Raw genomic sequence first — 25,969 nt, 5'->3', positions numbered from 1 at the left:
GATGAAGCATTGTCCTTGTGCGTTTGAGTCTCTTAAAGGAAGAAAACATGAAAGGATGCCCCCTGATTTGGGCTTTTCTCTTGACCGTTTTGCTCGTTGCCCGGGCCGAGGCCAGGCCGTCGGCCAAGGATCGCCCGGTGACGCTGGTGTTCGATAACGCGCCGGTTCGGCAGGTGCTGCGCGCCCTGGCCGAACACCAGAACCTGAATCTGGTGGTGGCGCCCGGCATACAAGGAAACATCAGCATTCATTTGCACGCGGTGCCATGGCGGGAAGCGGTGGATCTGATTGTGCGTTCCGGCCGGTTGCATCTGGAGCGGCAAGGCAATGTGCTGCTGGTGTTCCCGGACGATCCGCAAAGCCTCGGGCAAAAAAAACGCGAGGAGGCCGAGCGCCGCCGGGAAAACGGATTGCCCTTGCGCAATCGTTTGGTGACGCTGCAGCATGCCGATGCCGGTGAAATCGCCAAAAATATCGGCGCGTCGCGCAAAAGTCTGATGTCCTCCCGCGGCAGCCTGGTCCTGGATAAACGGACTAATTCGCTGGTGCTGCGAGATACCGAACCGGCATTGGCCGCCTTGACGGACTGGATAAATGTATGGGATGTGCCGTTGGAGCAGGTCATGATCACCGCGCATATCGTCACCATTAGCCGGGAAAATTTGCGGCATATCGGCGTGGAGTGGCAAAGTGCCCTGGAGGCGCAACAGCGCTCGACCGCGCTGGCGGTGAACTTGCCGCTGGGGGATCACTATGCGCGGGCGGGATTCCGGCTGGCGCGCCTGAGCGGCCGCTTGCTGGAGCTGGAGCTGACCGCCCTGGAGCAGGAAAACAAAGTGGATATTCTGGCCAGTCCGCGTCTTTACACCGCCCATCAGCGTACCGCCAGTATCAAGCAGGGCACCCAATTGCCGTACCCGGTGGCGGACGGCAAGCGTAAAAGCACCGCCGTGCGCTTCAAAGAGGCGGTGCTGAGTATGGAAGTCACGCCGAAAATCCTGCGCAACGGCAGGGTCACCCTGGATTTGCGCCTTAGCCAGAATGCGCCCGGGGCCATCATCAAACAGGGCGGCAATGAAGGCGTGTCCATTAATATGGAGGAGATCAAAACTCAGGTGACGATTGCCGATGGCGAAACGATCGTACTTGGCGGTATTTTCCAGCGCCAAAAGCTCGGCACCCGGGACAAGGTCCCGCTATTAGGCGATATTCCCCTGATGGGACGGTTGTTTCAGCGGCAGCATGAACAGGCGAAGCAACGTGAATTAGTGATTTTTATTACACCCACCCGGATAACGGGGTAGACTTGATAGTCTGGAAAGCGGTGAAGCCGGCCAGCCGAAACAAATTATGCGTTTTTCGCGCGATAAGTTTGACGCTGTGCCTGATTTCGCTTACAAGGGTATCCCAAAGCGCATCGCAATTTTTTTTGCGCCGCACGTCGTTTCTTCAGCGGTTTCGACAGGCTTCCATGCGGTGCGGGCATTGATTTAATCGGTTGCCAAACTACCCCGAGTGTTGAGATAATTTTTCGTCTGATTCTCACACTATCGCTCATGAGGTTTCAGTTTAGGTCCCGCCGCTGATTTGATCGGCGGGGCGGGTTGTCATTAACGAATAATCTTAGTAACACCGAAAACATGGCAGAGAAACGCAATATCTTTCTGGTTGGGCCTATGGGTGCCGGCAAAAGCACTATTGGCCGTCAATTGGCCCAACAACTTAACATGGAGTTTTTCGATTCTGATCAAGAGATTGAGCGGCGCACCGGGGCTGATGTAGGCTGGGTATTCGATGTCGAAGGCGAGGACGGCTTTCGTGATCGCGAAGAAAAAGTCATCAACGAACTTACTGAAAAACAAGGGATCGTACTGGCGACAGGCGGTGGTTCAGTAAAATCTCGCGAGACACGTAACCGCCTCTCCGCCCGCGGCGTCGTCGTTTATCTTGAAACCACCATCGAAAAACAGCTGGCCAGAACCCAGCGTGACAAGCGACGTCCCCTGTTGCAGGTTGAAGCCCCGCCGCGCGAGGTGCTGGAAGCGCTGGCCCGGGAACGCAATCCTTTATACGAAGAAATCGCCGACGTCACCATCCGCACCGATGAGCAAAGCGCCAAGGTTGTCGCCAACCAAATCATACATATGCTGGAAAGCAATTGATCCAGCATACAACGAAATGCCGAACAGGGTATTGAGCAGCCATGGAGAGGATTTACGTTACATTGGGGGAGCGCAGCTACCCCATTACCATTGCGCCCGGGTTGTTTAACGATCCGTCGTCTTTCCTGCCGCTCAAGGGCGGCGATCAGGTCATGGTGGTAACCAACGATACGCTGGCGCCGCTGTACCTTCCTCCGGTCCGCGCGGTTCTCGAACGCGCGGGCGTTATCGTCGATCAGACGATTTTGCCCGACGGCGAAGAATATAAAACCCTGTCCGTGCTGGAGGGGGTTTTCACCGCGCTGCTCAGTAAACCCCACGGCCGCGACACCACCATTATCGCGCTGGGGGGCGGGGTAATCGGCGATATGGCGGGGTTCGCCGCGGCCAGCTACCAGCGCGGCGTCCGTTTTATTCAAGTGCCCACCACGCTGCTCTCCCAGGTCGATTCGTCGGTGGGCGGCAAAACCGCGGTGAACCATCCCCTCGGCAAAAACATGATCGGCGCCTTCTACCAGCCGGTATCGGTGATTGTCGATCTTGACTGTCTAAAGACATTGCCTCGGCGGGAGTTTTCCTCCGGTCTGGCGGAAGTCATCAAATACGGCATTATCCTCGACAGGGAATTTTTCGTCTGGCTGGAGACCCATCTTGAGGATCTACTGGCTCTGGAACCCGCGGCGTTAGCCTATTGCATCCGCCGTTGCTGCGAGCTGAAAGCGGAAGTGGTCGCCGCCGACGAGCGGGAGAGCGGCCAGCGAGCCTTGCTGAATCTGGGCCATACCTACGGCCACGCCATCGAAACCCATCTGGGGTACGGTAAATGGCTTCACGGCGAGGCCGTGGCGGCCGGTATGATGATGGCCGCCCATACCGCTCGTCGGCTTGAACAGTTCAGCGACGCTGATGTGAAGCGCGTCAAAGCCCTGCTGGCGCGCGCTGGCCTGCCGGTCAACGGACCCGCGGAGATGGCCGCTGAGGACTATCTGCCGCATATGCTGCGCGACAAGAAAGTCGTTGCCGGCCGGCTGCGGCTGGTGCTGCCCACGGCGCTCGGTCAATCGGAGGTGCGCGCCGGCGTGCCGGATGATATGGTATTAGCGTCGATTAATGATTGTTTGAAGTAAGACGTCTTTCGCCGTCCCGGAACGGGCCGGCGAACAGTAACAGGTTCAGTCGCTTTAATCCTTCCCAGGGCCTTTGGCGCTGGGATTATCTCTCAGTCGGAGAGCAGTAGATGGATGAGTTCAATTCGGAAGAAGAACTGAGACCCGATAGCAGTGACCGCCGCCCCTCACGTCAACGGAAAGGCCCCTCGGTTCCCAAAATCGCCATGTCCAGACAGCACATGATGATCGGTGTCGGTATTTTGGTATTGCTGTTGGTGGTTATCGGTGTCGGTTCGGCGTTGAAATCGCCGAGCCAGTCCGATTCAGGTCGGCAAAATCCGGTTGAAAAAAATATTGATCTTTCCGGTTCGTCCTCATTGCCCGCCGCCGGTTCTTCGGCGCCGGGCCAGACGGCCGGTCAGGAGCAAGCGACGCCCGGCGTCGCCAACGGTACCGTTAATGGCGGTGCCGTTGCCAACGGGACGGCTAATGGGGTAAACGGCGCCAATCAGCAGCCCCAGGTTCTTAACGCGCCCCAAGTGGCCGCCGAGCCCACTGTGGCGCCGCCGGTCAACGGCAATTCGCCGCAACATCGTATTGACTTGCCGGGCAATATCGCTGATGCGCTATCGCAACAAGGCGATCGCGTCAATGGCATGACAGAGCAAATGAATAATGAAGGGGCCTCATCGACTTTGCCGACCGCGCCGGCCACTGTCGCGCCGTCCGCCAAAGCGCCCACGCGCAGAAACAGCGAGACGAAGGCGCCGGTAGAATCCCGCAGGCCGACCACTCACCGGGCGGAACCTGTCGCCGCGCCGCCGGCCAGAACATCGTCGGCGGAGGCGCACGCCGTCGCCCCGCGCGCCGGCGCATATGCTGAGCAGCATGCGCCGCGTTCGGCCACCGGCTCCATCCAGTCCGCGCCATCAAACTTTTACACGCTGCAGCTTAGCAGCGCCTCCCAGTCGGCAACGCTTAACGCCTATGCCCGCAAGCAGCATCTGGACCCTTATTGGGTATATGAGACGCGCCGTTCCGGAAAACCCTGGTTTGTGCTGGTCAGCGGCATCTATTCGAGCCCGGCCCAGGCCAGAAGCGCCGTGGCGCAACTGCCGGCCGATGTCCGGGCAAACAAGCCCTGGGCCAGAGAGATAGGCCAGGTTAAACAGGATCAGAATAAATAGTTCCTGAATTAGCGCTGATGTGCTGCCATAAACAGAGTACAATCCGCGGCTCTGAAGAATGTGTGAGTATCGAACGACGGCATGAAGAAGAACCGCGCGTTTTTAAAATGGGCTGGCGGTAAATATCCGCTGATAGAAGATATTCGCCGTTATTTACCGGCGGGCGATTGCCTTATCGAACCTTTCGTTGGTGCGGGTTCGGTGTTTTTGAATACGGATTATGAGAAATATATCCTTGCTGATATCAACAGCGATCTCATCAATCTGTACAACATCGTCAAGGTACGGACCGATGAATTTATCAGCGATGCCCGCCTGCTGTTTTTTGCGGAGTCCAATACGCCGCAAACCTACTATTCCCTACGCGAAGAATTCAATCTCTCCGCTGATAATTATCGGCGGGCGTTGTTGTTTCTTTACTTGAATCGGCATTGTTACAACGGCCTGTGCCGTTATAATCTGAGCGGTGAGTTCAACGTGCCGTTTGGACGTTACAAGAAACCGTACTTTCCTGAGACCGAATTGAACTGGTTTGCGGAGAAGTCCCAGGATGCCGTTTTCGTCTGCGAGCATTACCAGCAGACGTTGACGAAAGCCCAGTCCGGATCGGTGGTATATTGCGATCCGCCCTACGTACCGTTATCGCCCACGGCCAACTTTACGGCATACCATACCAGTAGTTTCAGTAATGTCGAACAGCAGAATCTGGCGCGATTGGCCAGACAACTGGCCGTCAAAGGCCGGGTACCGGTATTGATATCCAACCACGATACCCTATTGACCCGTGAGTGGTATTGCGACGCCATTCTCCATGTGGTGAAAGGTCGACGCACCATCAGCCGGAACATATTGGGCCGTACCAAGGTGAACGAATTGCTGGCGCTGTATCATTACACCGGTAGCAACGTGACCTAGGCGGCCCACCTCAACTGATTGGAGAAGCGGATGAAACAGTTTTTGATCGCCCCATCCATCCTCTCGGCGGACTTTGCCCGGTTGGGCGAGGACACGGCCCGCGTTTTGGCGGCGGGGGCCGACGTCGTGCATTTCGACGTGATGGACAATCATTATGTGCCCAATCTCACCATGGGGCCGATGGTATTAAAAGCGCTGCGCGACTTCGGTGTTACCGCCCCCATCGATGTGCATCTCATGGTTAAGCCGGTCGATGGAATCATCCCGGATTTCGCCGCCGCCGGGGCCAGTTTCATCACGTTCCACCCTGAGGCGTCCGAACACGTTCACCGATCGCTGCAACTCATCAAAGATCATGGCTGCAAGGCCGGGTTGGTGATCAATCCAGCCACCTCGCTCGACTGGCTGGAATATGTCATGGACGAGCTGGATATTATTTTGCTGATGTCGGTGAATCCCGGCTTCGGCGGACAATCCTTCATCCCCGGCACCCTGGACAAGTTGCGCCGCGCCCGGCGGCTTATCGACCAAAGCGGCCGGGATATCCGGCTGGAGGTGGACGGCGGCGTTAAGGTCGAAAACATCCGGGCGGTGGCGGAGGCGGGCGCGGATATGTTCGTCTCGGGTTCCGCCATTTTCGGCCAGCCGGATTATGGCGAGGTCATTGCGGCGATGCGCCGTGAGCTGAGCGGGGTCCGCCATGGCTGATTTGACGAAAATCCGCGGGCTGGCCTTCGATTTGGACGGCACATTGACCGATACCGCGCCTGGGCTGGCCAGCGCCGTCGATCAGGCTTTGCGGGCGCAGGGCTTGCCAATGGCGGGTCAGGCCAGGGTCGCCGCCTGGGTGGGCAACGGCGCCGATAAACTGGTGGAACGTGCGCTGAGCTGGGCCGGCGCCACGCCTGACGCGGCGTTATGCCGCGAAACGCGCCAGTTGTTTGACCGATTTTACGCCGGCACGGTGGAGCAGGGCAGCCGCTTGTTCCCGCACGTCCGGGACACTCTGGCGCGGCTGGCGGAGCACGGATTACCCATGGCCGTGGTGACCAATAAACCCACCCCCTTTGTGGCGCCGTTGCTGGCATCGCTGGGCATAGACACGTTTTTTTCGCTGATCATCGGCGGAGATGACGTGGCGGTGAAAAAACCCCATCCCGCGCCGTTGTATCTGGTGTTGGGCAAGCTTGGCCTTTACACGGACGAACTGCTGTTCGTGGGCGATTCGCGCAATGATATCCTTGCGGCCAGCGCGGCGGGTTGCCGCAGCGTCGGTATGACCTACGGCTACAACTACGGCGAACCGATCATCAGTTGCCATCCGGATTACGTGCTGGATCATTTTGCCGATTTATTGCCCCTTCTCGGGTTGTCACTTTCAGAGAATCAGGAAACCAACAATGAGTAAACCCATAGTCTTCAGCGGCGCGCAGCCGTCGGGCGAATTGACCATAGGCAACTATATGGGTGCGCTGCGTCAGTGGGTTAACATGCAGGACGATTACGATTGTATTTATTGTATCGTCGATCTGCACGCCATCACCGTGCGCCAGGATCCGCAGCATCTGAGGAAGGCCACGCTGGATGTGCTGGCCCTTTATCTTGCCTGCGGCATCGATCCGCAGAAAAGCACTATTTTTGTCCAGTCCCATGTGCCGGAACATACCCAACTGGGTTGGCTGCTTAACTGCTATACCTATTTCGGCGAACTGAGCCGCATGACGCAGTTCAAGGATAAATCGGCGCGCTATGCCGAAAACGTCAATGCCGGGTTGTTCGGCTATCCGGTGCTGATGGCGGCGGATATTCTGCTGTACCAGACGCATCAGGTGCCAGTGGGCGAGGATCAGAAACAGCATCTGGAACTGAGCCGGGACATCGCCCAGCGGTTCAATACCCTGTACGGCGATATTTTTACCGTGCCGGAGCCGTTTATCCCCAAATCCGGCGCCAGAGTGATGTCGCTGCTGGAACCGACGAAAAAAATGTCCAAATCGGACGAAAATCGCAGTAATGTGATCACGCTGTTGGAAGATCCGAAATCGGTGGTCAAGAAACTCAAACGCGCCATGACCGATTCCGATGAGCCGCCCGTGGTGCGTTATGACGTCGTAAATAAACCGGGGGTTTCCAACTTGTTGGATATCCTGTCCGGCGTGACGGGCCGTCCGGTAACCGAGCTGGAACAAGCGTTCGCCGGGAAGATGTATGGGCATTTGAAAGGCGCCGTGGCGGAAGCGGTTTCCGGCATGCTGGTAGAATTACAGCAGCGCTATCATCATTTTCGCGCCGATGAAGCGCTGCTTGAGCGCATTATGCAAGAAGGCGCCGACAAAGCCCGGACCAGAGCGCGGGCCACCCTGGATCGGGTTTACGAGGCCGTGGGGTTCATTATTGCCAAATGAGGTGCGTCCATGCCGTCACTTCCATTGCGTAGAATCATCAATGTCCATCTGCCGCAGCGCGAGGGCTTGTGGCGGATAGACATCGACCAGGGCCGGTTCCGGGACATCGCGCCCGCCGGTACGGCCACGGCCGGGGAGGCCGACGATATTCTCGACGGCGATGGCGGGCTGGCCATACCGCCGTTTGTCGAGCCGCATATCCATCTGGACACCACCCAGACCGCGGGACAGCCCAGTTGGAATCAATCCGGCACCCTATTTGAAGGCATCGAGCGCTGGGCGCAACGCAAAGCGTCGCTCACCCACGAGGATGTCAAGCGGCGCGCCTGGCAAACGCTCAAATGGCAGCTTGCCAACGGCGTTCAGTATGTCCGCAGTCATGTGGATGTGTCCGACGCCGGCCTGACCGCGCTGAAAGCCATGCTCGAAGTAAAACGGGAGGCGGCGCCCTGGCTGGACCTGCAATTGGTGGCCTTCCCCCAGGAAGGCATTCTGTCTTATCCGCGCGGCGAAGAATTGTTGGAAGAGGCGCTGCGCCTGGGCGCCGACGCGGTGGGCGCCATTCCCCATTTCGAATTCACTCGGGAATACGGCGTGGAATCCCTGCACAAGGCATTTTCGCTCGCGTTGAAATACGATCGGCTGGTGGATGTGCATTGCGACGAGATTGATGATGAACAATCGCGCTTCGTCGAAACCGTGGCGGCGCTGGCGCACCGTCACGGTATCGGGCCGAGGGTCACCGCCAGTCATACCACCGCCATGCATTCCTACAACGGCGCCTATACCGCCCGGTTGTTTCGTTTGCTGAAGATATCCGGCATCCATTTTGTCGCCAATCCGCTGGTCAATATTCATTTACAGGGGCGTTTCGACGATTATCCCAAACGGCGCGGAATCACCCGGGTGAAAGAATTGCTGGCGGCGGGCGTCAATGTCTGTTTCGGCCATGACGATGTGTTTGACCCCTGGTATCCGCTGGGTACCGGCAATATGCTACAGGTGTTGCATATGGGGCTGCATGTCTGTCAGATGATGGGGTACGAACAAATCGACCGGGGCTTGGAGCTGGTCACCCGCAATAGCGCCCAGGCTTTGCAGCTTACCGATTACGGCATCGAACGCGGGCACAGCGCCAACCTGGTCATTTTGCCGGCGCAAAACGGCTTTGACGCCGTGCGGCGCCAGGTTGCGCCGCGCTATGTCATTCGTGGCGGGCGGGTTATCGCCGAGACCCGACCGGCGCAGACGATGCTTCATCTTGGCGACTCGCCCGAAACCGTAAGTTTCAGGGAGTGATTTCGTCCAGTTGCTGTTTAACCGCATCGCCAATAGTCTTCACCGCCTGTTCGATCCGGGGCGTCAGCTTAAGCGCATAACTCAAGCGCATACAGTGGCGGTATTTTCCGGAAGCGGAAAAAATCGGTCCGACCGCGATTTGGACGCCCAACAGATCAAGCTGGCGGTTAAGCCGCAGCGAGTCGAAGCGCTCGGGCAATTCGATCCAGAGCAGAAAGCTGCCCTGCGGACGGCTCACCCGGGTTTCCGGGGGAAAGTGGCTTTTGACCCAGGCGGTCATGATGTCGCAGTTTCGCTGGTAATGCGCCCGCATCCGGCGCAAATGCTTCTGGTATCCCCCCTGGCGCACGAAATCCGCCACCGCCAATTGCGGCTGTAGCGCTGTGGCGCCGGTACTGATGTATTTTTTGTGCAACGCCTGCTCCATATAGCGGCCGGGCGCTATCCAACCGATGCGCAGGCCCGGCGCCAATGTCTTGGAAAACGAGCTGCACAACAATACCCGGCCATCCTCGTCCAGGGATTTGATGGTTATCGGCCGTGGATAGCGGTAGGCCAGATCGCCGTAGACATCGTCTTCGATAATGGGCGTATCGTAGCGCTGCGCCAGGGTCAACAATGCCTGCTTATGGCTGTCCGGCATGATGTATCCCAAGGGATTGTTGCAGTTGGGCGTCACCTGAATGGCCTTGATCGGCCATTGTTCCAGCGCCAGCGCCAGCGCTTCCAGGCTGATGCCGGTGACCGGGTCGGTGGGGATCTCCAGCGCCTTGATGCCAAAGGCTTTTAACGTCTGGGTGACGCCGTGGAAACTCGGTGAATCCACCGCCACGATGTCGCCAGGCTGGCAGACGGCGTGGATGGCGATGGACAGCGCTTCATGACACCCGGAGGTAACCATGATGTCCTCCCAGGACAAATGGTTGCCGCTGTCCACCAACAGACGGGCGATCTGCTCGCGTAAGGCCGGCGCGCCGCAAATATCGCCATAGGACATGCCGCGCAGGTCCGGTTGCAGGGCGATGCGGCTCAGGGCTTTCATCAGCGGTTTCAGGGTCGGCGAGCCGATATCCGGCATGCCGATCCCCAAATGCACCATCCCGTCGGCGGGATCCGCCCGCAGTAATTTCAGCACCAAATCCCATTGGGAGATTTCCACCGGCCGCTGCGCCGGCCTGCTCATGGCCGGCAGCGCGGCCAGCTCATGCCGCTGGCTAACGAAATAGCCGGATTTCGGCCGCGCCTCGATAAGCTGGCGTTCCTCCAATACCCGGTAAGCCTGTTGCACGGTGCTGATGCTCACTTCATGCTCCAGGCTGAGGGCGCGCACCGAGGGCAATCGCTCCCCGCTGGTATAAAGACCTTGTTTGATACGATCGCCGATAATTTCGGCCAGATGGTCATAGCGCGTCATGATGCTCTTGCTCCCAATACAGATCCTGTTAAGGGTCGCAGTTACAGTACAGATCCACTGAAATTAAACCATGACAGAACGAAAAAAGCCGTATTGTATGTCAAAAAAATATTTTTTCTGAATCTGTACGGTTCATGGACGGTATAGCATCATAGGCGCGTTATCTTAACAAGGAGGAAGTATGATGAAAGCCATCACCAGAGCCTACCCGACCACGCCGGTATTCACGCTACCCGGCCTGCGCCTGTCTATTCCGGCTTTGAGCGGCGTATTCCGCCGGCTTGAGGCGTGGCGCCGCCGCCGAATCAACCGGGCCATCCTCCTGCAATTAAACGATGACCAGTTACGGGATATCGGCCTGAACCGGGAAGATATCCGCCTCGGACGCAACATTGATTAATATGCGTCCGGCGCGGGCTCACTGCGTGTCATGACCATACAGACGGTGTTTGGAAACGAATCCCAGTAGCAGACAGAGAACAAACACCGCCATATAAAGCGTATTGGCAGTGAATAATGCGGCTTTCTCGCCATAGGTCGCCACAATGGGTCCGGTAACCACGAACGTCAGCATGGTGCCGACTGTGCCGCAGGTCAGGATGAAATTGATGAGCTTAGGCGAGTTGGTTCGCGTCTGCTGGGAGCCCAGGGTAATCAGGGTGGTGTAAATGGCGCTGGATACAAAACCCAGGCAAAGCAGATAATAGCGGAGCAATTCCGGGCGGTCGGCATTGATGAACAGATACATGGCGGCAGTGGACAACGCCGCCAGCAAGGTGACCGTGCGTTGTAAATCCACGAAACGCAGCAGAGCGCTGAAAACCCACATACCCGCCATATAGGCGAACCAGAACCGGCTTACCAGCACGCCCGTCTCAAGGGCGTTCATATCAAATCGCAAGGCGGCGTATTTCGGCATCCAGGAAATGAACCCCAACTGACCGAGGATATAGCACAAAGCGGCGATAGCCATGAGCAACACGCCGATACCCCATTTTTCATCAGACGGTGACTGGCGTGATTTTTTCTCGGCGACCGGCGGAAAATCGGAACACAGCGCCAGAAGGAAAATCAGCAGATAGACGCCGCCGATACAAGCGTAAACCCAATACCAGTCAATATGCCGCGCCAGGAGAGTGCCCGCCAGCATGGGAAACAGGATGCCGCCCATACTGAAAAAGGAATCGGTAAACAACAGGCGGGAACCCCGCCGTCTTCCGTCATAAAGCTGGGTTATCAGGTAGGTGCCGATGGACATGGTGATCCCGCTGACCAGTCCCAGGATGAACATTGATGCCGAAAACAGCCGCAGGTCCCTGGCGAAAATCAACCCCAGCACCGCCAGCGCCATGAGAAAAAAACCGGCCGTCAATTGGCGTTTCAGCGGAATCACGGAGATAAGCCAGGCATTGATGAATATGGCGATCAGGATGCCGGTGTTCAAAAAAGTAAAAGTGAAACTCATGCCCGGGACGGGAATAGCAAAATAGTCGGCAATATCGCTCAATAGCACGCCGGTCACGATGACAAGCGCTCCCGTCAATCCGTAAGATAAGAAGCTAAGCCATGTCAGCCTCAATCGATTGCTATTATTCATCATCAACCTATGCCAGAGACAATCTGAAGCAACGGGCGAATACTGGTATGCCCTTGACGCAATGGCGGCTATGCTACCATGTCATACCTGGCCGGCGGCATCGGGTTTCGTGTTATCGAAATTTTTCAGCGATTTTTATAAAATCGTCCGGTTTTCGGTTTACGTCTGGAAAACACCCGGCGCGCCGGGCGCTTCTGAGGCCAGTTACGTAAAAAAAAGTAAATGGGTAGCGTTAGGCGGGGCGGCTATTTAGAATCTAAGCGCTTCCTGTTGCCCATGTCTATCGAAGGAACCTTTCATGCTGAAACAAAAACTGGCGACTGCCGCTCTCTTTTTCTGCCTTGCCGCCTCATCCTCCCCCGCTCTGGCCGCGTCCCAAGACATCCATGTATTGCTTACCACGACCGCGGGCAAAATCGAGCTGGCGCTGGATAAACAAAAAGCGCCAGTGACGGTAAGCAATTTCGTCGAATACGTGAACAGCGGTTTTTATAATAACACGACGTTTCACCGCGTGATCCCGGGTTTCATGATTCAAGGCGGCGGGTTCGACAAAGACTTGCAGCAAAAACCGACCCGCGACCCCATCAAGAATGAGGCGGATAACGGGTTGCGCAATTTGCGGGGTACCGTCGCCATGGCGCGCACCTCCGATAAAGACAGCGCCACCAGCCAGTTCTTCATTAACGTGGCCGACAATGCTTTTCTCGATCACGGGCAACGCGATTTCGGCTATGCGGTGTTCGGCAAGGTGATCAAAGGTATGGATGTCGCCGACAAAATCTCCCAGGTGCCGACCAAAAACATCGGCCCCTATCAAAATGTCCCGGTCAAACCCATTATCATACTGTCTGCCAAAGTGCTGCCTTGATAACGGACTCGTTCCCCTTGAGAGGCTATGACGGCCTCTCTTTCTTCGCGCTACGCGCCGCTGTCCAACCTTCTCGTTCCTGCCGCATCGGGCGAATCCGCCACGGCTGATTATACTTTAGGCTGTCTGGCCGGGGTAAACCTTGGGGAGAACGCCATGAAAAAGCTCACTGAAAAACAAAAAGCGCGGTTATATCAACTGCGGCGCAGCGAAAATTTCACCGAAAGCCTGCGGTTGGATGATTTTCCCTCTGCACGGGAATCGGCGGCGCAACGGGCGGGTACGCTGGAACTGGGGCCTCCCGCGATGGGATTGCCCCGGCTGTGCGTTATTCACCGTCATCTGTTTTTAGGTATCCATGACGGGGCCGGCCAATTGCGCACGGTGGATATTGTCCGGGGGGACATGTGTTTTTGCCATTTCGATTATCTTGAAAAGGAAGGGAGCGCCGTGATGCAGCAATTGGAAAGCGAAAACTATTTGCGCGGCCTGCCAAAAGGGGAAATCATCTCCCGGCTTGCCCACTATTATACGGAAATCAATATGTTGCATCCGTTTTTTGCCGGCAATGGACTGGCGCAACGGGTATTTTTCGAGCAGTTGATGATCCACGCCGGTTACGATCCGCGTTGGCGGCCGATTCAGCGCGACGAATGGCAGGCGGCCTTACGGGCGGGCGCGGTAGGCGCGTTGGCGCCGCTGACCACATTGTTCGCCAGGGTGGTCAATGAGCCGGACGGGCCGGTATGATCCGGCGCCGCCCGATTGTTGTCCCGTCAGGCGTATCACCTTATCTTGCTCCGGCTATTCAAGAATTTCCGTCACGAAAGACGCGAACTGAATGGCGCTACCGGTATGCGGGGCAACGGCCAATAATGAATCCGATATCAATATCGACGCCAAATATGTCGAGCCGCATCGCGGCGGCAAGCATGCGACAGATTCGTCGGCAACCCATGCAAGCCGCCCATGGCGGGTCTTTGGAAAGAGACCGCCTGTCTCTTATGGTCCCAGGCGCACAGCCCGCTCTGTGACCGGGCGAGCGGGCGCAGCCAACAAAGAGCCGGCTTGACGTATGGCGAATAATACCAACGCGCGCCGGGGGCGTTCTCACGGCGTTCAACCTAAAGGATTCCAGTATGACCCAGCCTCTTAAAGATAAACTCGCCCTGATAACCGGCGCTTCCCGCGGCATCGGCGCCGCGGTGGCGGCCCGCCTGGCGGCAGACGGCGCGTCGGTTATTGTCACCTATGCCGCGGGCCGGGCCCGCGCTGAAGACGTGGCCGCTGAAATTCGCGCCGCCGGCGGCGAAGCCGAAACCGTGGGCGCCGATCTTGGCACCCTTGAAGGCATCAGCACCCTGACTGCGGCCATCGACCAGGCATTTGGCGGCAAATTCAACGGCCGCCTCGATATTTTGGTGAATAACGCCGGCACGGTGGAGTACGGCCCGTTTCTGGCGTCTTCGGACCAGAGTTATGATAACCACTTCAATTTGAATGTCCGCGCCCCTATCGCCTTGGCCAAGGATGCGGGTAAGCGCATGGCGAAAACCGGCTGGGGTCGTATCATCAATATCAGTTCAGCTTTTGGCGAAGCCGCGCCGTTGCCCGGCGTCACACTTTACATCGCCACCAAATTCGCCCTGTCCGGCTTTACCAAAGGGCTTTCCCGTGAGCTTGGGCCGCTTGGCATCACGGTCAATGGCATACAACCCGGTCCAATTGATACCGAACTCAGTCCGAACCCGGGTACACCGGAATATGACGCGATGGTCAAGCTCACCAGTGTCGGCCGTTTCGGTAAAGTGAGGGAAATCGCCGCCGCGGTCGCCTATTTGGCTCATCCGGATGCGTCATACACCAATGGCGAAAACCTCACCGTCGATGGCGGCTGGAACGCCTAGGCAAGTCGCCCTTATCCCCTGACGGCCTGGCCGGGGGGGAAGGGCGCAAACAAGGGGTGGGCACCGCCGGACGGTTACCGCCCCAAACCGGCTTTCCCGCGAAACTGTTCCATGAGAAAATCCACAAACAGTCTGGCCCGGACGGGCAATTGACGGCCGAAGGGGTGCAGGGCATGGATCGGCGATACCAGCATGGGGAACGCCGTCAGAATTTGGATAAGCGTACCGTCCTCAATGTCGCTTGCGATTGCGAATCGGGGAATCTGTATGATACCCGCGCCTTCGATAGCCGCCTGGCGAAGGGTGGCGCCGTCGCCGGTGTCGAGGGGGCCGTCGGGAATCACCGATGTGCCGTCGGCAAATGCGTAAGGAAAGGGCCGCCCCCCGGTCAGAAAGCGCAGGCAGTCATGATGGCGCAGGTCATCGATGGTCCGGGGGATGCCCCGACGCGCCAGGTATTGAGGCGATGCGGCCAGGACGTGGTCCGTATTTCCCAGAAGACGCCCATACAAACCCGAATCCGGCAGCACGCCGATACGCAAAACAATGTCGAATCCCTCGCGTATGATGTCGACGTTGCGGTCGGTAACGTCAATATCGAATTTCACCCGTGGATACATGACGATAAACTTCGCCGCCCACTGGGCTATTAATCCCCGGCCGAGCAGTACCGGCACGCTAACCCGGATAAGTCCCTGCGGCGCATCGGCCGACTGAACGTGATTTTCAGCCTCCTCGATGGACTGCAAGAGGGGCGCTACCCGTTCGTAATAGTCCATGCCCGCCGCTGTCAGCTTCAGTGTGCGGGTCGATCGCTGCAAGAGCCGCACGCCCAGGCGTTCTTCAAGACGGGCAACGCTTTTGGACACCGCCGATGGACTGGCCCGATAACCCGGCTCGCCTTGGCGAAGGAACCGTTCTGGACCGTCCGAACGAAAGCGACCAGTCCGGTGGTTTTTTCCATAATGCTTGTCATACAATAGACACTCACACGTAAGAGCCTATTCACCTTACTATGGGGCCTACTGTTCCGTCATGTCATGCCTGTGCGATGCTTTAGCCTCTTCATGGCCTATTATCTTACTGCCCGGTCTCTGACGCCGCCGCCAGGGGCTGGTCATGGAAACAAAAAGGTTATAAATGAACCTGCTAATCATCGACAACTATGACTCGTTTACCTTCAATTTATATCAATATTTCTGCGAGCTTGGCGCCCATGTCGAGGTGAAACGCAACGACAGTCTGCTATTGAGCGATATCGAGGCCCTGTCACCGGCGCGGCTGGTCATTTCGCCCGGCCCCGGTACGCCGGACAATGCCGGTATCTCCTTGGCGGCCATCGCACATTTTGCCGGTAAAATCCCCATATTGGGGGTTTGCCTTGGCCACCAGGCCATTGCGCAAGTTTTTGGCGGCCGGGTTGCGCGGGCCAGGACCGTGATGCACGGTAAAACGTCCGCTATCGAACATGACGGCCGGGGCGTTTTTGCTGATCTGGCCATGCCGTTGACCGTGACCCGCTATCACTCGCTGGTGGTTGACTCGGGCAGCCTGCCGGATTGCCTGGAGGTGTCCGCCACGAGTCTGCTGGACGGCAAGCGCGATGAGATAATGGCAATCCGTCATCGTTTGTTGCCCCTTGAAGGAGTACAGTTTCATCCGGAGAGTATTCTTAGCGAACAGGGGCATCGGCTGCTGGCCAATTTTCTGGCCATGTAGGGGGGCGTCGGTAAGACTTCCGCCCGGCTGCTCGACGGCGGTAATGAATTTTTACCGGCCGGCAGTCAATTTTTGATTGCATCGCAGTGATTTTTTATTCATATTTTATGACTAATATTTCATTGAACGTAGTGTGGCGGATAGAGAAAAGGGCTTATGAAAACACATAATGAGGCTGTAACCCGGGAAACTTTCGATCAGGTCATTTTGCCGGTTTATGCACCGGCGCAATTTATTCCCGTCAGAGGCCAGGGCAGTCGGGTCTGGGATCAGGACGGCAAGGAATATATCGATTTCTCCGGCGGCATTGCGGTCACCGCGCTGGGCCATTGCCATCCGGCGCTGGTGAATGCGCTGAAAACCCAGGGCGAAACGCTTTGGCATACGTCCAATATCTTTGCCAACGAACCGGCGTTACGCCTGGCCCGTAAGCTTATCGACGCCACCTTTGCCGATCGGGTGTTTTTCGCCAATTCGGGCGGCGAGGCCAACGAGGCGGCATTCAAACTGGCCCGCCACTATGCGGTAACCCGTCACAGTCCCTATAAAACCAAAATCATCGCCTTTTACAATGCTTTCCATGGCCGAACCCTATTCACCGTTTCGGTCGGCGGGCAACCCAAATATTCCGACGGCTTCGGCCCAAAACCGGCGGATATCGTACATGTGCCTTTCAATGATCTGGCGGCGGTCAAGGCGGTTATGGACGATCATACCTGCGCGGTAGTGGTGGAGCCCATTCAGGGTGAAGGCGGCATTACCCCGGCCACGCCGGAATTTCTGCAAGGGTTGCGGGAATTGTGCGATACCCACCAGGCCCTGCTGGTCATGGATGAAGTCCAGTGCGGCATGGGCAGGACGGGTAAACTGTTCACCTATATGCATTACGGCGTACAACCGGACATTCTGACCACCGCTAAGGCATTGGGCGGGGGGTTCCCTATCAGCGCCATGCTGACCACCGAGGAAATCGCCTCGGTAATGAAGGTCGGTACCCACGGCACCACCTATGGCGGCAACCCTCTGGCCTGCGCGGTGGCTGAGGCGGCGCTGGACGTGATTAACCAGCCGGCGGTGCTGACCGGTATCGAGGAACGGCATCAGCGGTACCGGGCCGCGCTTGAGGCCATCAACCAGCGCTATGGCATTTTCGAGGAAGTGCGCGGTATGGGACTTTTGATCGGCGCCGCCCTGAGTCCGGGTTATCACGGCCGGGCGAGGGAATTCCTGTACGCCAGCGCCGCCCAGGGTTTGATGGTTCTTGTGGCCGGGCCGGATGTGATCCGCTTCGCCCCCTCGCTGGTGGTGGACTTCGCCGATATCGACGAAGGCATGGCCCGGTTTGAACGGGCAGTGGCGCAAGTGGTCAACGCCTGACAGACATTGGCGGCGCCGATGCCTCAGGAGCCGGCGCCTTCCCGCAAGCGGTGCGACAGCCAGATGCCGTGCCGCGGCCGTTGCCGCCAGGCAACCGACGAGATGGTATGCATTACGCCCAGATGGAACAGGATTCGCCGTAAATGCCTTTCCATCAGGGTGCCGGGTTGTTCCGGCGTATCGCCCGCGGTGGCCAGCGCGGGGGCGTCGCTGGCGGGGCCATCATATTCCAGCCGCTGCTGGCAGCGTTGCAGCGCCACTTCGCAGGCGGTGAGGTAATTTTCCGCCAGGCCGGGCGGCAGCATATAATGATCCCGCGCCAGTATGGTCATGGCATTGATGTGCTCGACGATAAACTGGCTGTGGGTGACCCAAAGCCGCATATCGGCCAGATACTGCGAATTAAATCCCGGTTCCTGCATCGCCTGGCTTAACGAGGTAAACAACGCATTATGCTGTTGATTGGCCCGCATCCGCGCGTAGGCCAGCGCCGCTGATTCCGGCGCCGGCTGCAACAGCAGGCGCAAGGCGTCCTGATCCCGCTCCAGCGCCTGGTGGGCGTTTTTGCGCAGCAGGCCGCTTTGCCATTGCGGCCACAGCCAGAGCGAACCGCCAAGCGCCAACATACAACCGATCAGCGTGTCCACCAGGCGCGGCACCAGAAAATGTTCGCCGTTCATTGACAATAGCTGCAAGGTGTAGACCGCGGTCACCGTGAACCCCACCATCGCCAGGCCGTAATTTTTCCTAAGAACCAGGTATGCCGCCAATGTTACTGCCAGCATCAGCAATAGCACGGTCATATCGTCCAGGCGCAACTGCAGTGACGCGGCGGCGATAAACAATCCCGCCACGGTGCCCAATGCCCGGTGCTGGATCCGCACGCGGGTGGCGTTATAGCCGTTTTGGCTGACGAACATCACCGTCATCATGATCCAATAGGGCTTCGGCAGATTGAGCGCCAATCCCAGGCTGCCGCCGACGGCCAGCATAATGCCCAGGCGGGCGGCATTCCGCAGCGCCATGGACGTTATTGAGCAATAGCTGCCGAGGGCCTGCCAGACCGAGAGCCGCTGCTGATTGTCCGCCATGACGTCCCGCTTGTACAACGGGCGTTGCGTCCGCAGTAATCGGGCGATGCGGCTAAAGTGATAATAGCAGAACTGGCCGACCGGGTTGTCCGGGTGGCGTTCGGCGATTTTTTCCAACGCGGAAATGGCCCTGGCCATGGTGAACCGATCGGGCGGCCGATGATAAAGAATGTCATCGGCCACGGTCCGCAGCCGGGCGGCGATGATCTGCGCGTTATAGCGGATGACCGTCTCCGCGTGACTTTGCTCCACCAGTTTTTGCACTTCGTCCGGCTGATGCAGACTCACGGCGATATGCTCCTGCAGATCCAGCGCGACCTGGAATGCGCGCAACAATCGCTTGTATTGCAACTGATTGTGGGCCGAGAGCATATGTAATTGCTGATAAACCTGCGCTATCAAATCAATCACATGCTGTTGCCGGGCGAACAGGGGCGGCAAGGCGGTTTCCGGGTCGGTATGCTGGGTCAGCAGGCTGTATTTGGCTTCAATATAATCCGCCAGTTCCCGATAAAGCAGACTGAGGGTTTCCCGCATCGGCTGCTCTTTCCATAACAGAAACCATACATAACTGAACAGGCCGTACCAAGCGGTGCCGGCGACGTAAAGCAGCGGCGGCGCCCAAAACGGCATATTGCCGGTCAGGCCCAGGGTAAAGATGGCGGCGATAAGCGACGCGGGCAATAACCGGCCATGCAAGGGACTGATTTCGCCGGTGACGCCAAACAGCATCGCCAACAGAAACATCACCAGGGGCAGCGGCACATGCGCTCCCAACAGCCATTGAATGAGGATGCTGCCGACGGCGAACAATGCGCCGCCCACCGCCAGGCGTTTAAAAAACCGTTTATGCAGGGTATCAAGTCCGGCGATATTACAGCAGGCGGGCACCAGCGAGAACAGCAGGCCGTTTTGCAAACCGCCGAGCAACAGCCCAACGGCCACCGGCAGACAAAGGACGGCAGTCTGCCGCAGGGCATAGTTGACTTCGGGATGGTAGATCAGTCGACGCCACATGTTGCCGTTGAAAAAGGCATGGTACGGGGCACCACGCCTATTGGCACACGATTAACGGGTCCCGTACACGACAATGGTTTTGCCGTGCGCGGAAATCAGGTTCTGATCTTCAAGCATTTTCAAAATGCGTCCCACGGTTTCGCGGGAGCAGCCGACAATTTGCCCGATCTCCTGACGGGTGATTTTGATCTGCATCCCGTCCGGGTGGGTCATGGCATCGGGTTGCTTGGCCAGGTTCAGCAACGTCTGGGCAATGCGGCCCGTTACGTCGAGAAACGCCAAGTTGCCGACCTTTTCGGACGTGACTTGCAGGCGGCTGGCCATCTGCGCCGACAAACGCATCAGGATATCGGGATTGACCTGGATAAGCTGCCGAAATTTTTTATAGGAAATCTCCGCCACCTCGCAGGCGGTCTTCGCCCTTACCCAGGCGCTGCGCTCCTGGCCTTCCTCGAATAATCCCAATTCGCCGATAAAGTCACCCTGATTGAGATAGGAAAGGATCATCTCCTTGCCTTCTTCGTCCTTGATCAGCACCGCCACGGCGCCTTTGACGATGTAATAGAGTGTTTCAGCCTTTTCGCCCTGATGTATGAGCGTACTCTTGGATGGATACTTGTGAATATGGCAATGAGACAGGAACCATTCGAGAGTCGGGTCTGTTTGCGGTTTGCCGAGCACCATTCGCTGTTATCCTCTTTTGTCATCGCTGCCCAAAGCCTGGACAACGGATATCCTGTTACGACGTTCTTTTATTACTCTGATTCCGTCTGAAACGGAACGGCGTAAGGGAACTTTTAGGGTCTGGTTTTAATGATGTTCCGATCGCTCTCTTGCCGTTAGATCATCAGGAGGTCGATCCTGCCTTGTTTTTAACATAGGTTTGAATCAGTGTCTTCTGTTGTCTTGCATCAGCATGAAGTATGTTAGGTTAGATTGCCAACTTTCCGGGAAAATTGTAGTGTGCCGGAAAGCGTTTTCTCAGGAGTTATCATAATGCAGGCACGAGTTAAATGGGTCGAGGGGTTGACGTTTGTCGGCGAATCCGCTTCCGGCCACCGGATTTTGATGGACGGCAACGGGGGCGAAAAAGCGCCAAGCCCGATGGAAATGGTGTTGATGGCCGCCGGCGGTTGCAGCGCCATCGACGTGGTTTCCATTTTGCAAAAAGGGCGGCATGCTATCCGGGGGTGCGAAGTGAAACTGACTTCCGTTCGCCGCGACGAAGCGCCCCGCCTGTTTACCCATATCAATTTACATTTTATCGTCACCGGCAACGACCTTTCCGACAAAGCGGTGGAACGGGCGGTGGCGTTGTCGGCGGAAAAATACTGTTCGGTATCGTTAATGCTGGGCAAGGCGGTGGACATTACCCACAGTTTCGAAATCCGCGCGCCGGAGTAACGGCCCTGCCGGCGGCGGGCGGCTTACGCCCTGTGCCGCCGGATGACCCTACTCGATGCGCTTGCCTTCCAGCAACCGGCTGACCAGCGGTCCCATAATCAGCTCCATGGCCAGCCCCATTTTCCCCCCCGGCACCACCAGTGTATTGATATTGGAGATAAAAGATCCCTGCAACATGGCCAGCAGATAAGGATAATCGATCCGATCCAGCCCGCGGAAATGGATCACGACGAAACTTTCATCCAAAGACGGAATGGCCTTGGCGGCGAAGGGATTGGACGTATCTATGGTCGGCACTCTTTGGAAATTGATATGCGTGCGTGAAAACTGCGGGGTGATGTAGCTGATGTAATCCTCCATGGAACGCACCACCGAATCCATGACCGCCTCTCGGGAATGGCCGCGTTCACTGGTGTCGCGCACCAGTTTCTGAATCCATTCCAAATTGACGATTGGCACCACCCCCACCAGCAAATCCACATGCTGGGCCACATTATGATGTTCGGTGACCACACCGCCGTGCAGGCCTTCGTAAAACAGAACATCGGTGGGTTCCGGCAGCGGCTGCCAGGGGGTAAAGGTGCCGGGCACCTGGTTATACGGCACCGCTTCATCGTAGGTGTGCAGATACTTGCGCGACTTGCCGCAGCCGGTCAGTCCGTATTGCAAAAAGGTATGTTCCAGCAGGCCGAAATCGTTGGCCTCCGGTCCGAAATAGCTGATATGGCGCCCCAGGTCGCGGGCCTTGCGGATAGCCATATCCATTTCCGGGCGCGTATAGTAATGGAAACTGTCGCCTTCCAGCTCGGCGGCGTTGATTCCCAGTTGATGAAATATCTTACGGAAAGCCACGCTGGTTGTAGTCGTGCCCGCACCGCTGGAACCGGTAACGGCGATTATCGGGTGTTGTGCTGACATGTTGACCCTACGCTTTTTGTGGTGGACGGACGATGAGCCTGGTCCGGGCATGAACGGCCGTGGCCGCCGGCGGTTCTATCCGGCTTCAGTCCGGCTGGAAACGGCCGCGTGGCAAAATATTGACGGTTTCATGCAATTGCGACCAGACCACCACCGCTTCGCCGCTTTGCAACTGACGCCGCACGTCGGCGACCTTAACCGCCAGGGTTTTCTCCTGCTCGCCGTAATCGGTTCCTTCGCGCAAGACAAAGGCTTCAATAAGGTTATACAGCGTATCAGGATCGATCTGTTCCCATGGAATAATCATCATGTTATGTCCCGATGTTCAATGAATCAATGTCTTGAGCAAATTTCACCGGCCAGGGCTTGTTTTGGCTATGGCGCGCTGTTAACTTCTACGTCTGTTCCTTGTCCCTTCTTGACGAAGGGGCATATTGAATGCATTTGCCTATGACCTTTCCTACCGGAGCGCCCTACACGTGGAATCGAGCCTTTTCCTTTCAATGCTGGGTTTTCTCTGGGTGGCCGCCATCACGCCGGGTCCCAATAATATGTTGTTGACCGCGTCCGGCGCGAATTTCGGCTTCTGGCGCTCCATGCCGCTGATGCTGGGCATCATGCTTGGCATGCAGTGCATATTGCTGCTGGTGGCTTTTGGCATCGGCAGCCTTATCACCCTATATCCCGAGCTGCATCTGATCCTCAAGATAGCCGGCTCCCTATACCTGCTATGGCTGGCCTGGAAGATTGCCACCGCTGCCTATGAAACGCTGGAGGCCGACGCGCCGCCGCCGCGTCCCGTGCCTTTCTACCAAGGCGGCTTGCTGCAATTTCTCAATCCCAAGGCCTGGTTGATGGCGCTGGGCGCGGTAGCCAGTTTCAGCCTGTCCGGCAACGCCTATATTACCTCGGTCGGCGCCATCAGTATCGGTATTATCACGGTGAATATCGTTTCCGGCGCCATCTGGCTGGGGTTCGGCACGCTGATAGGCCGGTTGCTCAGCAGTCAACGGGCCTGGGTGGCCTTCAACGTACTAATGGGCCTGCTCACCGCGGGCTGCGTGCTATTGATCTGGCGATAAACGCCGCTTTCTCCTCCAGCTAACTCTCTGAAAGCCAATTAAAACGCCTAAATAATGATTAGTTAATTAATAGCAAATCATTATTTGGTCAGGATCTGTTATTTCATTTCTTGCACCATTGCCAGCGCTGGATCGATTCACTAGAGCTGGCCACTCATCTTTGCCAAGAAACTTCCCGCCCGCTCTTAGAAACGTCATCCGAATGCTATGCAAAACCGGCCCATGACGGCCCAACATTAACTTTCAGAGCGAGCATTATGTCTGGAAATACACATTCTAAGGCGCATCGCAATCGCGATGGTTTTCCCCGTGCGGGGACATCCAGGCGCCACCACCGTGGTACCGCCCTGGCCTTGCTGACGGCCCAAATAGCCATGATTTTGACGCCATTCGTCCCCACCGCCGTCGCGGCGCCGGGCCAGGCAGCCGCGGGCATGGCCCCCGGCAAACAGGCATTGACGGGGGGCGACGCCGCGCCAATGGCCCGTTCAGCCGCCGCCGGCGCGGCCGGAAATGCGGGGGAACAATGGCTTAGCCAGTTCGGCACCGCCCAAGTACAACTGAATCTGGATGAAAATTTTTCCTTGAAGGACAGCGCGGCCGATGTCCTGGTCCCGCTGTATGATACCCCGACATCCACCGTTTTCAGCCAACTGGGCGTGCGAAACAAGGATGACCGCAACACCGCCAATCTCGGTGTCGGCGTGCGCACCCAGCGGGGCAACTGGCTTTATGGCGTCAACACGTTTTACGATTATGACATGACGGGCAATCACCACCGTATGGGCGTGGGCGCCGAAGCCTGGACCGATTATCTCAAGCTGTCCACCAATGGTTATTTCGGTCTGAGCAATTGGCGCCAGTCCCGGGATTTCGCCGATTATAAAGAGCGGCCCGCCAATGGCTTTGATCTGCGGGCGGAGGCCTGGCTGCCGACTCACCCGCAACTGGGCGGCAAACTGATGTATGAGCAATACCTGGGGGACAGCGTTGCGTTGTTCGGCAAGGATAACCGGCAAAAGGATCCTTACGCGCTAACCGCGAACATCAATTATACGCCGATCCCGTTACTGACCGTCGGCGCGGAACACCGGGCCGGCAAGGGCGGCATAAACGATTCCGCCATCAATTTCCAATTGAATTATCGACTGGGAGAATCCTTCCGATCGCATCTCGATCCGTCGAAGGTCGCCGCCTCGCGGCAATTGGCCAATAGCCGCTATGATCTGGTTTCGCGCAATAACCATATCGTACTGGACTATCAGCAACAGGCCTCCATCCGCTTAACGTTGCCGGCAACCCTATCCGGCGCGGGAGGTGAGACATTGATGGTCACCGCCAATGTATCGGCGCAAAACGGCCTTGACCGGGTGGAATGGGATGCCGCCGCCCTGATCGCCGCCGGCGGCGCCGTTAGCCAGAGTTCGACGCAAAGCCTGGCCGTTACGCTGCCGCCGCACAGCGGCATAGCGGGTACCGATACGTATACTCTGCGCGCCGTCGCCTATGACGGCAAGGGTAATGCATCCAATCGCGCCTCGACGGTGGTCTCGGTGACGGGAGCGGAAACGGGCAATACGGCTGTCGCCATATCCAGCTTGGTGGTGGAAAACAGCCCCGCGCCGGCGGACGGTAAAACTCCGGTACAGGTCCGCGCCAAAGTGCAAGATGCCGCTGGCAACCCGATCGCTGGCGCGGATGTGGCGTTCAGCGCCAATAACGGCGCGGTATTGTCACGCATGGAGGCAAAGACCGATGAACAAGGGTGGGCCGAGACCAGCCTGACCCAAACGACGGCGGGTACCACATCGGTGACGGCTCGAACCGGCGACAGCACGAGAAATGTGAATGCCGAATTCACGGATGTGGCGGCCTCTCAGGCCAATACCCGCATTGAGATAACCACATCGGGAGATAAAACCGCCAATAGCGTTGACGCGCATCGGGTAAAAGTCACCGTCCGCGATGCGGAAAACAATGCCATTGCCGGGCGCACCGTTAGCTTTAGCGCATCCGGCGGCGCGCAGGTCACGCCGGGGGAAGGGAAAACCGACGCCGACGGAACGCTTGTCGCCGACATAACCAGCACCAAGGCGGGAGAAACGCGGGTAATCGCGCTTGTCGATGGTTTTGAAAAAAACAGCGATGCAATGGGCTTTATCGCCGGACCCGCCGATAGCGGAGCCACCACGACGCAATTGCTCGTCAACGAACCGGTGCCCAGCGGCGGCAGCAACGCGCTGACTGTCTTCGTACGCGACAAATACGATAACCCCATCAAAGGACAAACGGTTTCATTCAGCACGGAAAATACCATTTCAATATCGCCCGCCCAAGGCACAACGGCCGATGACGGTTCGGTCAGCGCGACTTTGCGAGGCGTGGAGGGTATTGAACAACGGGTTTCCGTAAAAGTTGATGTCGGCACATTCACCAAATCGGTGGATAACATCCTGTTCTGCGACGATGCCAGTTGGTGTACCCGCTAACGGCGA

The 25,969-nt window shown here is 57.3% G+C and carries 25 protein-coding genes; 18 read left to right on the top strand and 7 right to left on the bottom strand.

Annotated features, from left to right (window positions below):
- The first annotated feature begins 47 nt into the window (after nucleotides 1-47).
- The 9 genes from FCN80_RS15870 (at nucleotide 48) to FCN80_RS15830 (ending at nucleotide 9,077) form a co-directional block, all read left to right on the top strand.
- Entirely contained in the window at nucleotides 48-1,304 is a 1,257-nt protein-coding gene (locus FCN80_RS15870) for a secretin N-terminal domain-containing protein (protein ID WP_136991148.1), read from the top strand.
- 336 nt (nucleotides 1,305-1,640) lie between these two features.
- On the top strand, nucleotides 1,641-2,162 hold the full coding sequence (gene aroK / locus FCN80_RS15865) for a shikimate kinase AroK (protein ID WP_136991147.1): 522 nt from the start codon (nucleotides 1,641-1,643) through the stop codon (nucleotides 2,160-2,162).
- Between the two features lie 41 nt (nucleotides 2,163-2,203).
- Nucleotides 2,204-3,289, top strand: a complete 1,086-nt coding sequence (aroB, locus tag FCN80_RS15860; protein ID WP_136991146.1) for a 3-dehydroquinate synthase — start codon at nucleotides 2,204-2,206, stop codon at nucleotides 3,287-3,289.
- 110 nt (nucleotides 3,290-3,399) lie between these two features.
- Nucleotides 3,400-4,458 (top strand): SPOR domain-containing protein, encoded by a 1,059-nt coding sequence (locus FCN80_RS15855; RefSeq protein ID WP_136991145.1) that lies wholly within the window; start codon nucleotides 3,400-3,402, stop codon nucleotides 4,456-4,458.
- Nucleotides 4,459-4,539: 81 nt separating this feature from the next.
- Nucleotides 4,540-5,373 (top strand): adenine-specific DNA-methyltransferase, encoded by an 834-nt coding sequence (gene dam / locus FCN80_RS15850; RefSeq protein ID WP_136991144.1) that lies wholly within the window; start codon nucleotides 4,540-4,542, stop codon nucleotides 5,371-5,373.
- 30 nt (nucleotides 5,374-5,403) lie between these two features.
- Nucleotides 5,404-6,081: a ribulose-phosphate 3-epimerase gene (gene rpe / locus FCN80_RS15845; protein WP_136991143.1), complete on the top strand. Its 678-nt coding sequence runs from the start codon at nucleotides 5,404-5,406 to the stop codon at nucleotides 6,079-6,081.
- Nucleotides 6,074-6,781 carry a phosphoglycolate phosphatase gene (locus FCN80_RS15840; protein ID WP_136991142.1) on the top strand — a complete coding sequence of 236 codons (708 nt, stop codon included), beginning with the start codon at nucleotides 6,074-6,076 and terminating at the stop codon, nucleotides 6,779-6,781. The genes rpe and FCN80_RS15840 overlap by 8 nt, the downstream gene beginning before the upstream one ends.
- The gene (gene trpS / locus FCN80_RS15835) at nucleotides 6,774-7,778 is read left to right on the top strand and encodes a tryptophan--tRNA ligase (RefSeq protein ID WP_136991141.1); all 1,005 of its coding nucleotides are present in this window, start codon (nucleotides 6,774-6,776) and stop codon (nucleotides 7,776-7,778) included. The genes FCN80_RS15840 and trpS overlap by 8 nt, the downstream gene beginning before the upstream one ends.
- A gap of 9 nt (nucleotides 7,779-7,787) precedes the next feature.
- A complete protein-coding gene (locus FCN80_RS15830) occupies nucleotides 7,788-9,077 on the top strand; it encodes a cytosine deaminase (RefSeq protein WP_136991140.1) in 1,290 nt (429 codons plus the stop codon).
- On the opposite strand, the gene FCN80_RS15825 is transcribed toward FCN80_RS15830, so the two are convergent.
- Nucleotides 9,067-10,491, bottom strand: coding sequence for an aminotransferase-like domain-containing protein (locus tag FCN80_RS15825; RefSeq protein ID WP_136991139.1), 1,425 nt, complete (start codon nucleotides 10,489-10,491; stop codon nucleotides 9,067-9,069). The genes FCN80_RS15830 and FCN80_RS15825 overlap by 11 nt on opposite strands.
- A gap of 181 nt (nucleotides 10,492-10,672) precedes the next feature.
- Between FCN80_RS15825 and FCN80_RS15820 the strand changes: the two genes are divergently transcribed.
- Complete coding sequence (locus FCN80_RS15820; RefSeq protein WP_230492709.1) at nucleotides 10,673-10,891, top strand: DUF1127 domain-containing protein; 219 nt, start codon at nucleotides 10,673-10,675, stop codon at nucleotides 10,889-10,891.
- Between the two features lie 18 nt (nucleotides 10,892-10,909).
- On the opposite strand, the gene tsgA is transcribed toward FCN80_RS15820, so the two are convergent.
- Nucleotides 10,910-12,091 carry an MFS transporter TsgA gene (gene tsgA / locus FCN80_RS15815; protein ID WP_230492708.1) on the bottom strand — a complete coding sequence of 394 codons (1,182 nt, stop codon included), beginning with the start codon at nucleotides 12,089-12,091 and terminating at the stop codon, nucleotides 10,910-10,912.
- Nucleotides 12,092-12,386: 295 nt separating this feature from the next.
- Between tsgA and ppiA the strand changes: the two genes are divergently transcribed.
- The 3 genes from ppiA to FCN80_RS15800 all read left to right on the top strand — a co-directional run bounded on the left by ppiA (nucleotide 12,387) and on the right by FCN80_RS15800 (nucleotide 14,866).
- Entirely contained in the window at nucleotides 12,387-12,959 is a 573-nt protein-coding gene (gene ppiA, locus FCN80_RS15810; protein ID WP_136991137.1) for a peptidylprolyl isomerase A, read from the top strand.
- Between the two features lie 156 nt (nucleotides 12,960-13,115).
- Nucleotides 13,116-13,709 (top strand): putative adenosine monophosphate-protein transferase Fic, encoded by a 594-nt coding sequence (locus FCN80_RS15805; protein ID WP_136991136.1) that lies wholly within the window; start codon nucleotides 13,116-13,118, stop codon nucleotides 13,707-13,709.
- Between the two features lie 389 nt (nucleotides 13,710-14,098).
- Complete coding sequence (locus FCN80_RS15800; protein WP_136991135.1) at nucleotides 14,099-14,866, top strand: SDR family NAD(P)-dependent oxidoreductase; 768 nt, start codon at nucleotides 14,099-14,101, stop codon at nucleotides 14,864-14,866.
- A 74-nt stretch (nucleotides 14,867-14,940) separates the two neighbouring features.
- Here FCN80_RS15800 and FCN80_RS15795 read toward each other — a convergent pair whose 3' ends face one another.
- Entirely contained in the window at nucleotides 14,941-15,735 is a 795-nt protein-coding gene (locus FCN80_RS15795; protein ID WP_170975416.1) for a LysR family transcriptional regulator, read from the bottom strand.
- A gap of 271 nt (nucleotides 15,736-16,006) precedes the next feature.
- Between FCN80_RS15795 and FCN80_RS15790 the strand changes: the two genes are divergently transcribed.
- Nucleotides 16,007-16,585, top strand: coding sequence for an anthranilate synthase component II (locus tag FCN80_RS15790; protein WP_136991133.1), 579 nt, complete (start codon nucleotides 16,007-16,009; stop codon nucleotides 16,583-16,585).
- A gap of 156 nt (nucleotides 16,586-16,741) precedes the next feature.
- Nucleotides 16,742-17,962, top strand: coding sequence for a bifunctional acetylornithine/succinyldiaminopimelate transaminase (argD, locus tag FCN80_RS15785; protein WP_136991132.1), 1,221 nt, complete (start codon nucleotides 16,742-16,744; stop codon nucleotides 17,960-17,962).
- A 23-nt stretch (nucleotides 17,963-17,985) separates the two neighbouring features.
- Here argD and FCN80_RS15780 read toward each other — a convergent pair whose 3' ends face one another.
- Entirely contained in the window at nucleotides 17,986-20,070 is a 2,085-nt protein-coding gene (locus FCN80_RS15780; RefSeq protein ID WP_136991131.1) for a YccS/YhfK family putative transporter, read from the bottom strand.
- Between the two features lie 51 nt (nucleotides 20,071-20,121).
- Entirely contained in the window at nucleotides 20,122-20,754 is a 633-nt protein-coding gene (gene crp / locus FCN80_RS15775) for a cAMP-activated global transcriptional regulator CRP (protein WP_034895576.1), read from the bottom strand.
- 312 nt (nucleotides 20,755-21,066) lie between these two features.
- Here crp and FCN80_RS15770 point away from each other — a divergent pair, with 312 nt between their 5' ends.
- The gene (locus FCN80_RS15770; RefSeq protein ID WP_136991130.1) at nucleotides 21,067-21,474 is read left to right on the top strand and encodes an OsmC family protein; all 408 of its coding nucleotides are present in this window, start codon (nucleotides 21,067-21,069) and stop codon (nucleotides 21,472-21,474) included.
- Nucleotides 21,475-21,522: 48 nt separating this feature from the next.
- On the opposite strand, the gene FCN80_RS15765 is transcribed toward FCN80_RS15770, so the two are convergent.
- Together FCN80_RS15765 and FCN80_RS15760 are read right to left on the bottom strand one after the other, a co-directional pair.
- Complete coding sequence (locus tag FCN80_RS15765; RefSeq protein WP_136991129.1) at nucleotides 21,523-22,392, bottom strand: phosphoribulokinase; 870 nt, start codon at nucleotides 22,390-22,392, stop codon at nucleotides 21,523-21,525.
- 85 nt (nucleotides 22,393-22,477) lie between these two features.
- The gene (locus FCN80_RS15760; protein ID WP_373880341.1) at nucleotides 22,478-22,702 is read right to left on the bottom strand and encodes a YheU family protein; all 225 of its coding nucleotides are present in this window, start codon (nucleotides 22,700-22,702) and stop codon (nucleotides 22,478-22,480) included.
- A gap of 169 nt (nucleotides 22,703-22,871) precedes the next feature.
- On the opposite strand from FCN80_RS15760, the gene FCN80_RS15755 reads away from it, so the two are divergent.
- The gene (locus FCN80_RS15755; RefSeq protein WP_136991128.1) at nucleotides 22,872-23,474 is read left to right on the top strand and encodes a LysE family translocator; all 603 of its coding nucleotides are present in this window, start codon (nucleotides 22,872-22,874) and stop codon (nucleotides 23,472-23,474) included.
- 257 nt (nucleotides 23,475-23,731) lie between these two features.
- Nucleotides 23,732-25,963: an inverse autotransporter beta domain-containing protein gene (locus FCN80_RS15750; protein WP_136991127.1), complete on the top strand. Its 2,232-nt coding sequence runs from the start codon at nucleotides 23,732-23,734 to the stop codon at nucleotides 25,961-25,963.
- Nucleotides 25,964-25,969: the final 6 nt, after the last annotated feature.

This window comes from Martelella alba (assembly GCF_005217455.1).
GTDB lineage: Bacteria > Pseudomonadota > Gammaproteobacteria > Enterobacterales > Enterobacteriaceae > Acerihabitans.
The sequence above is the reverse complement of the archived record's forward strand: the minus strand, read 5'-3'. Positions and strand labels throughout refer to the sequence as shown.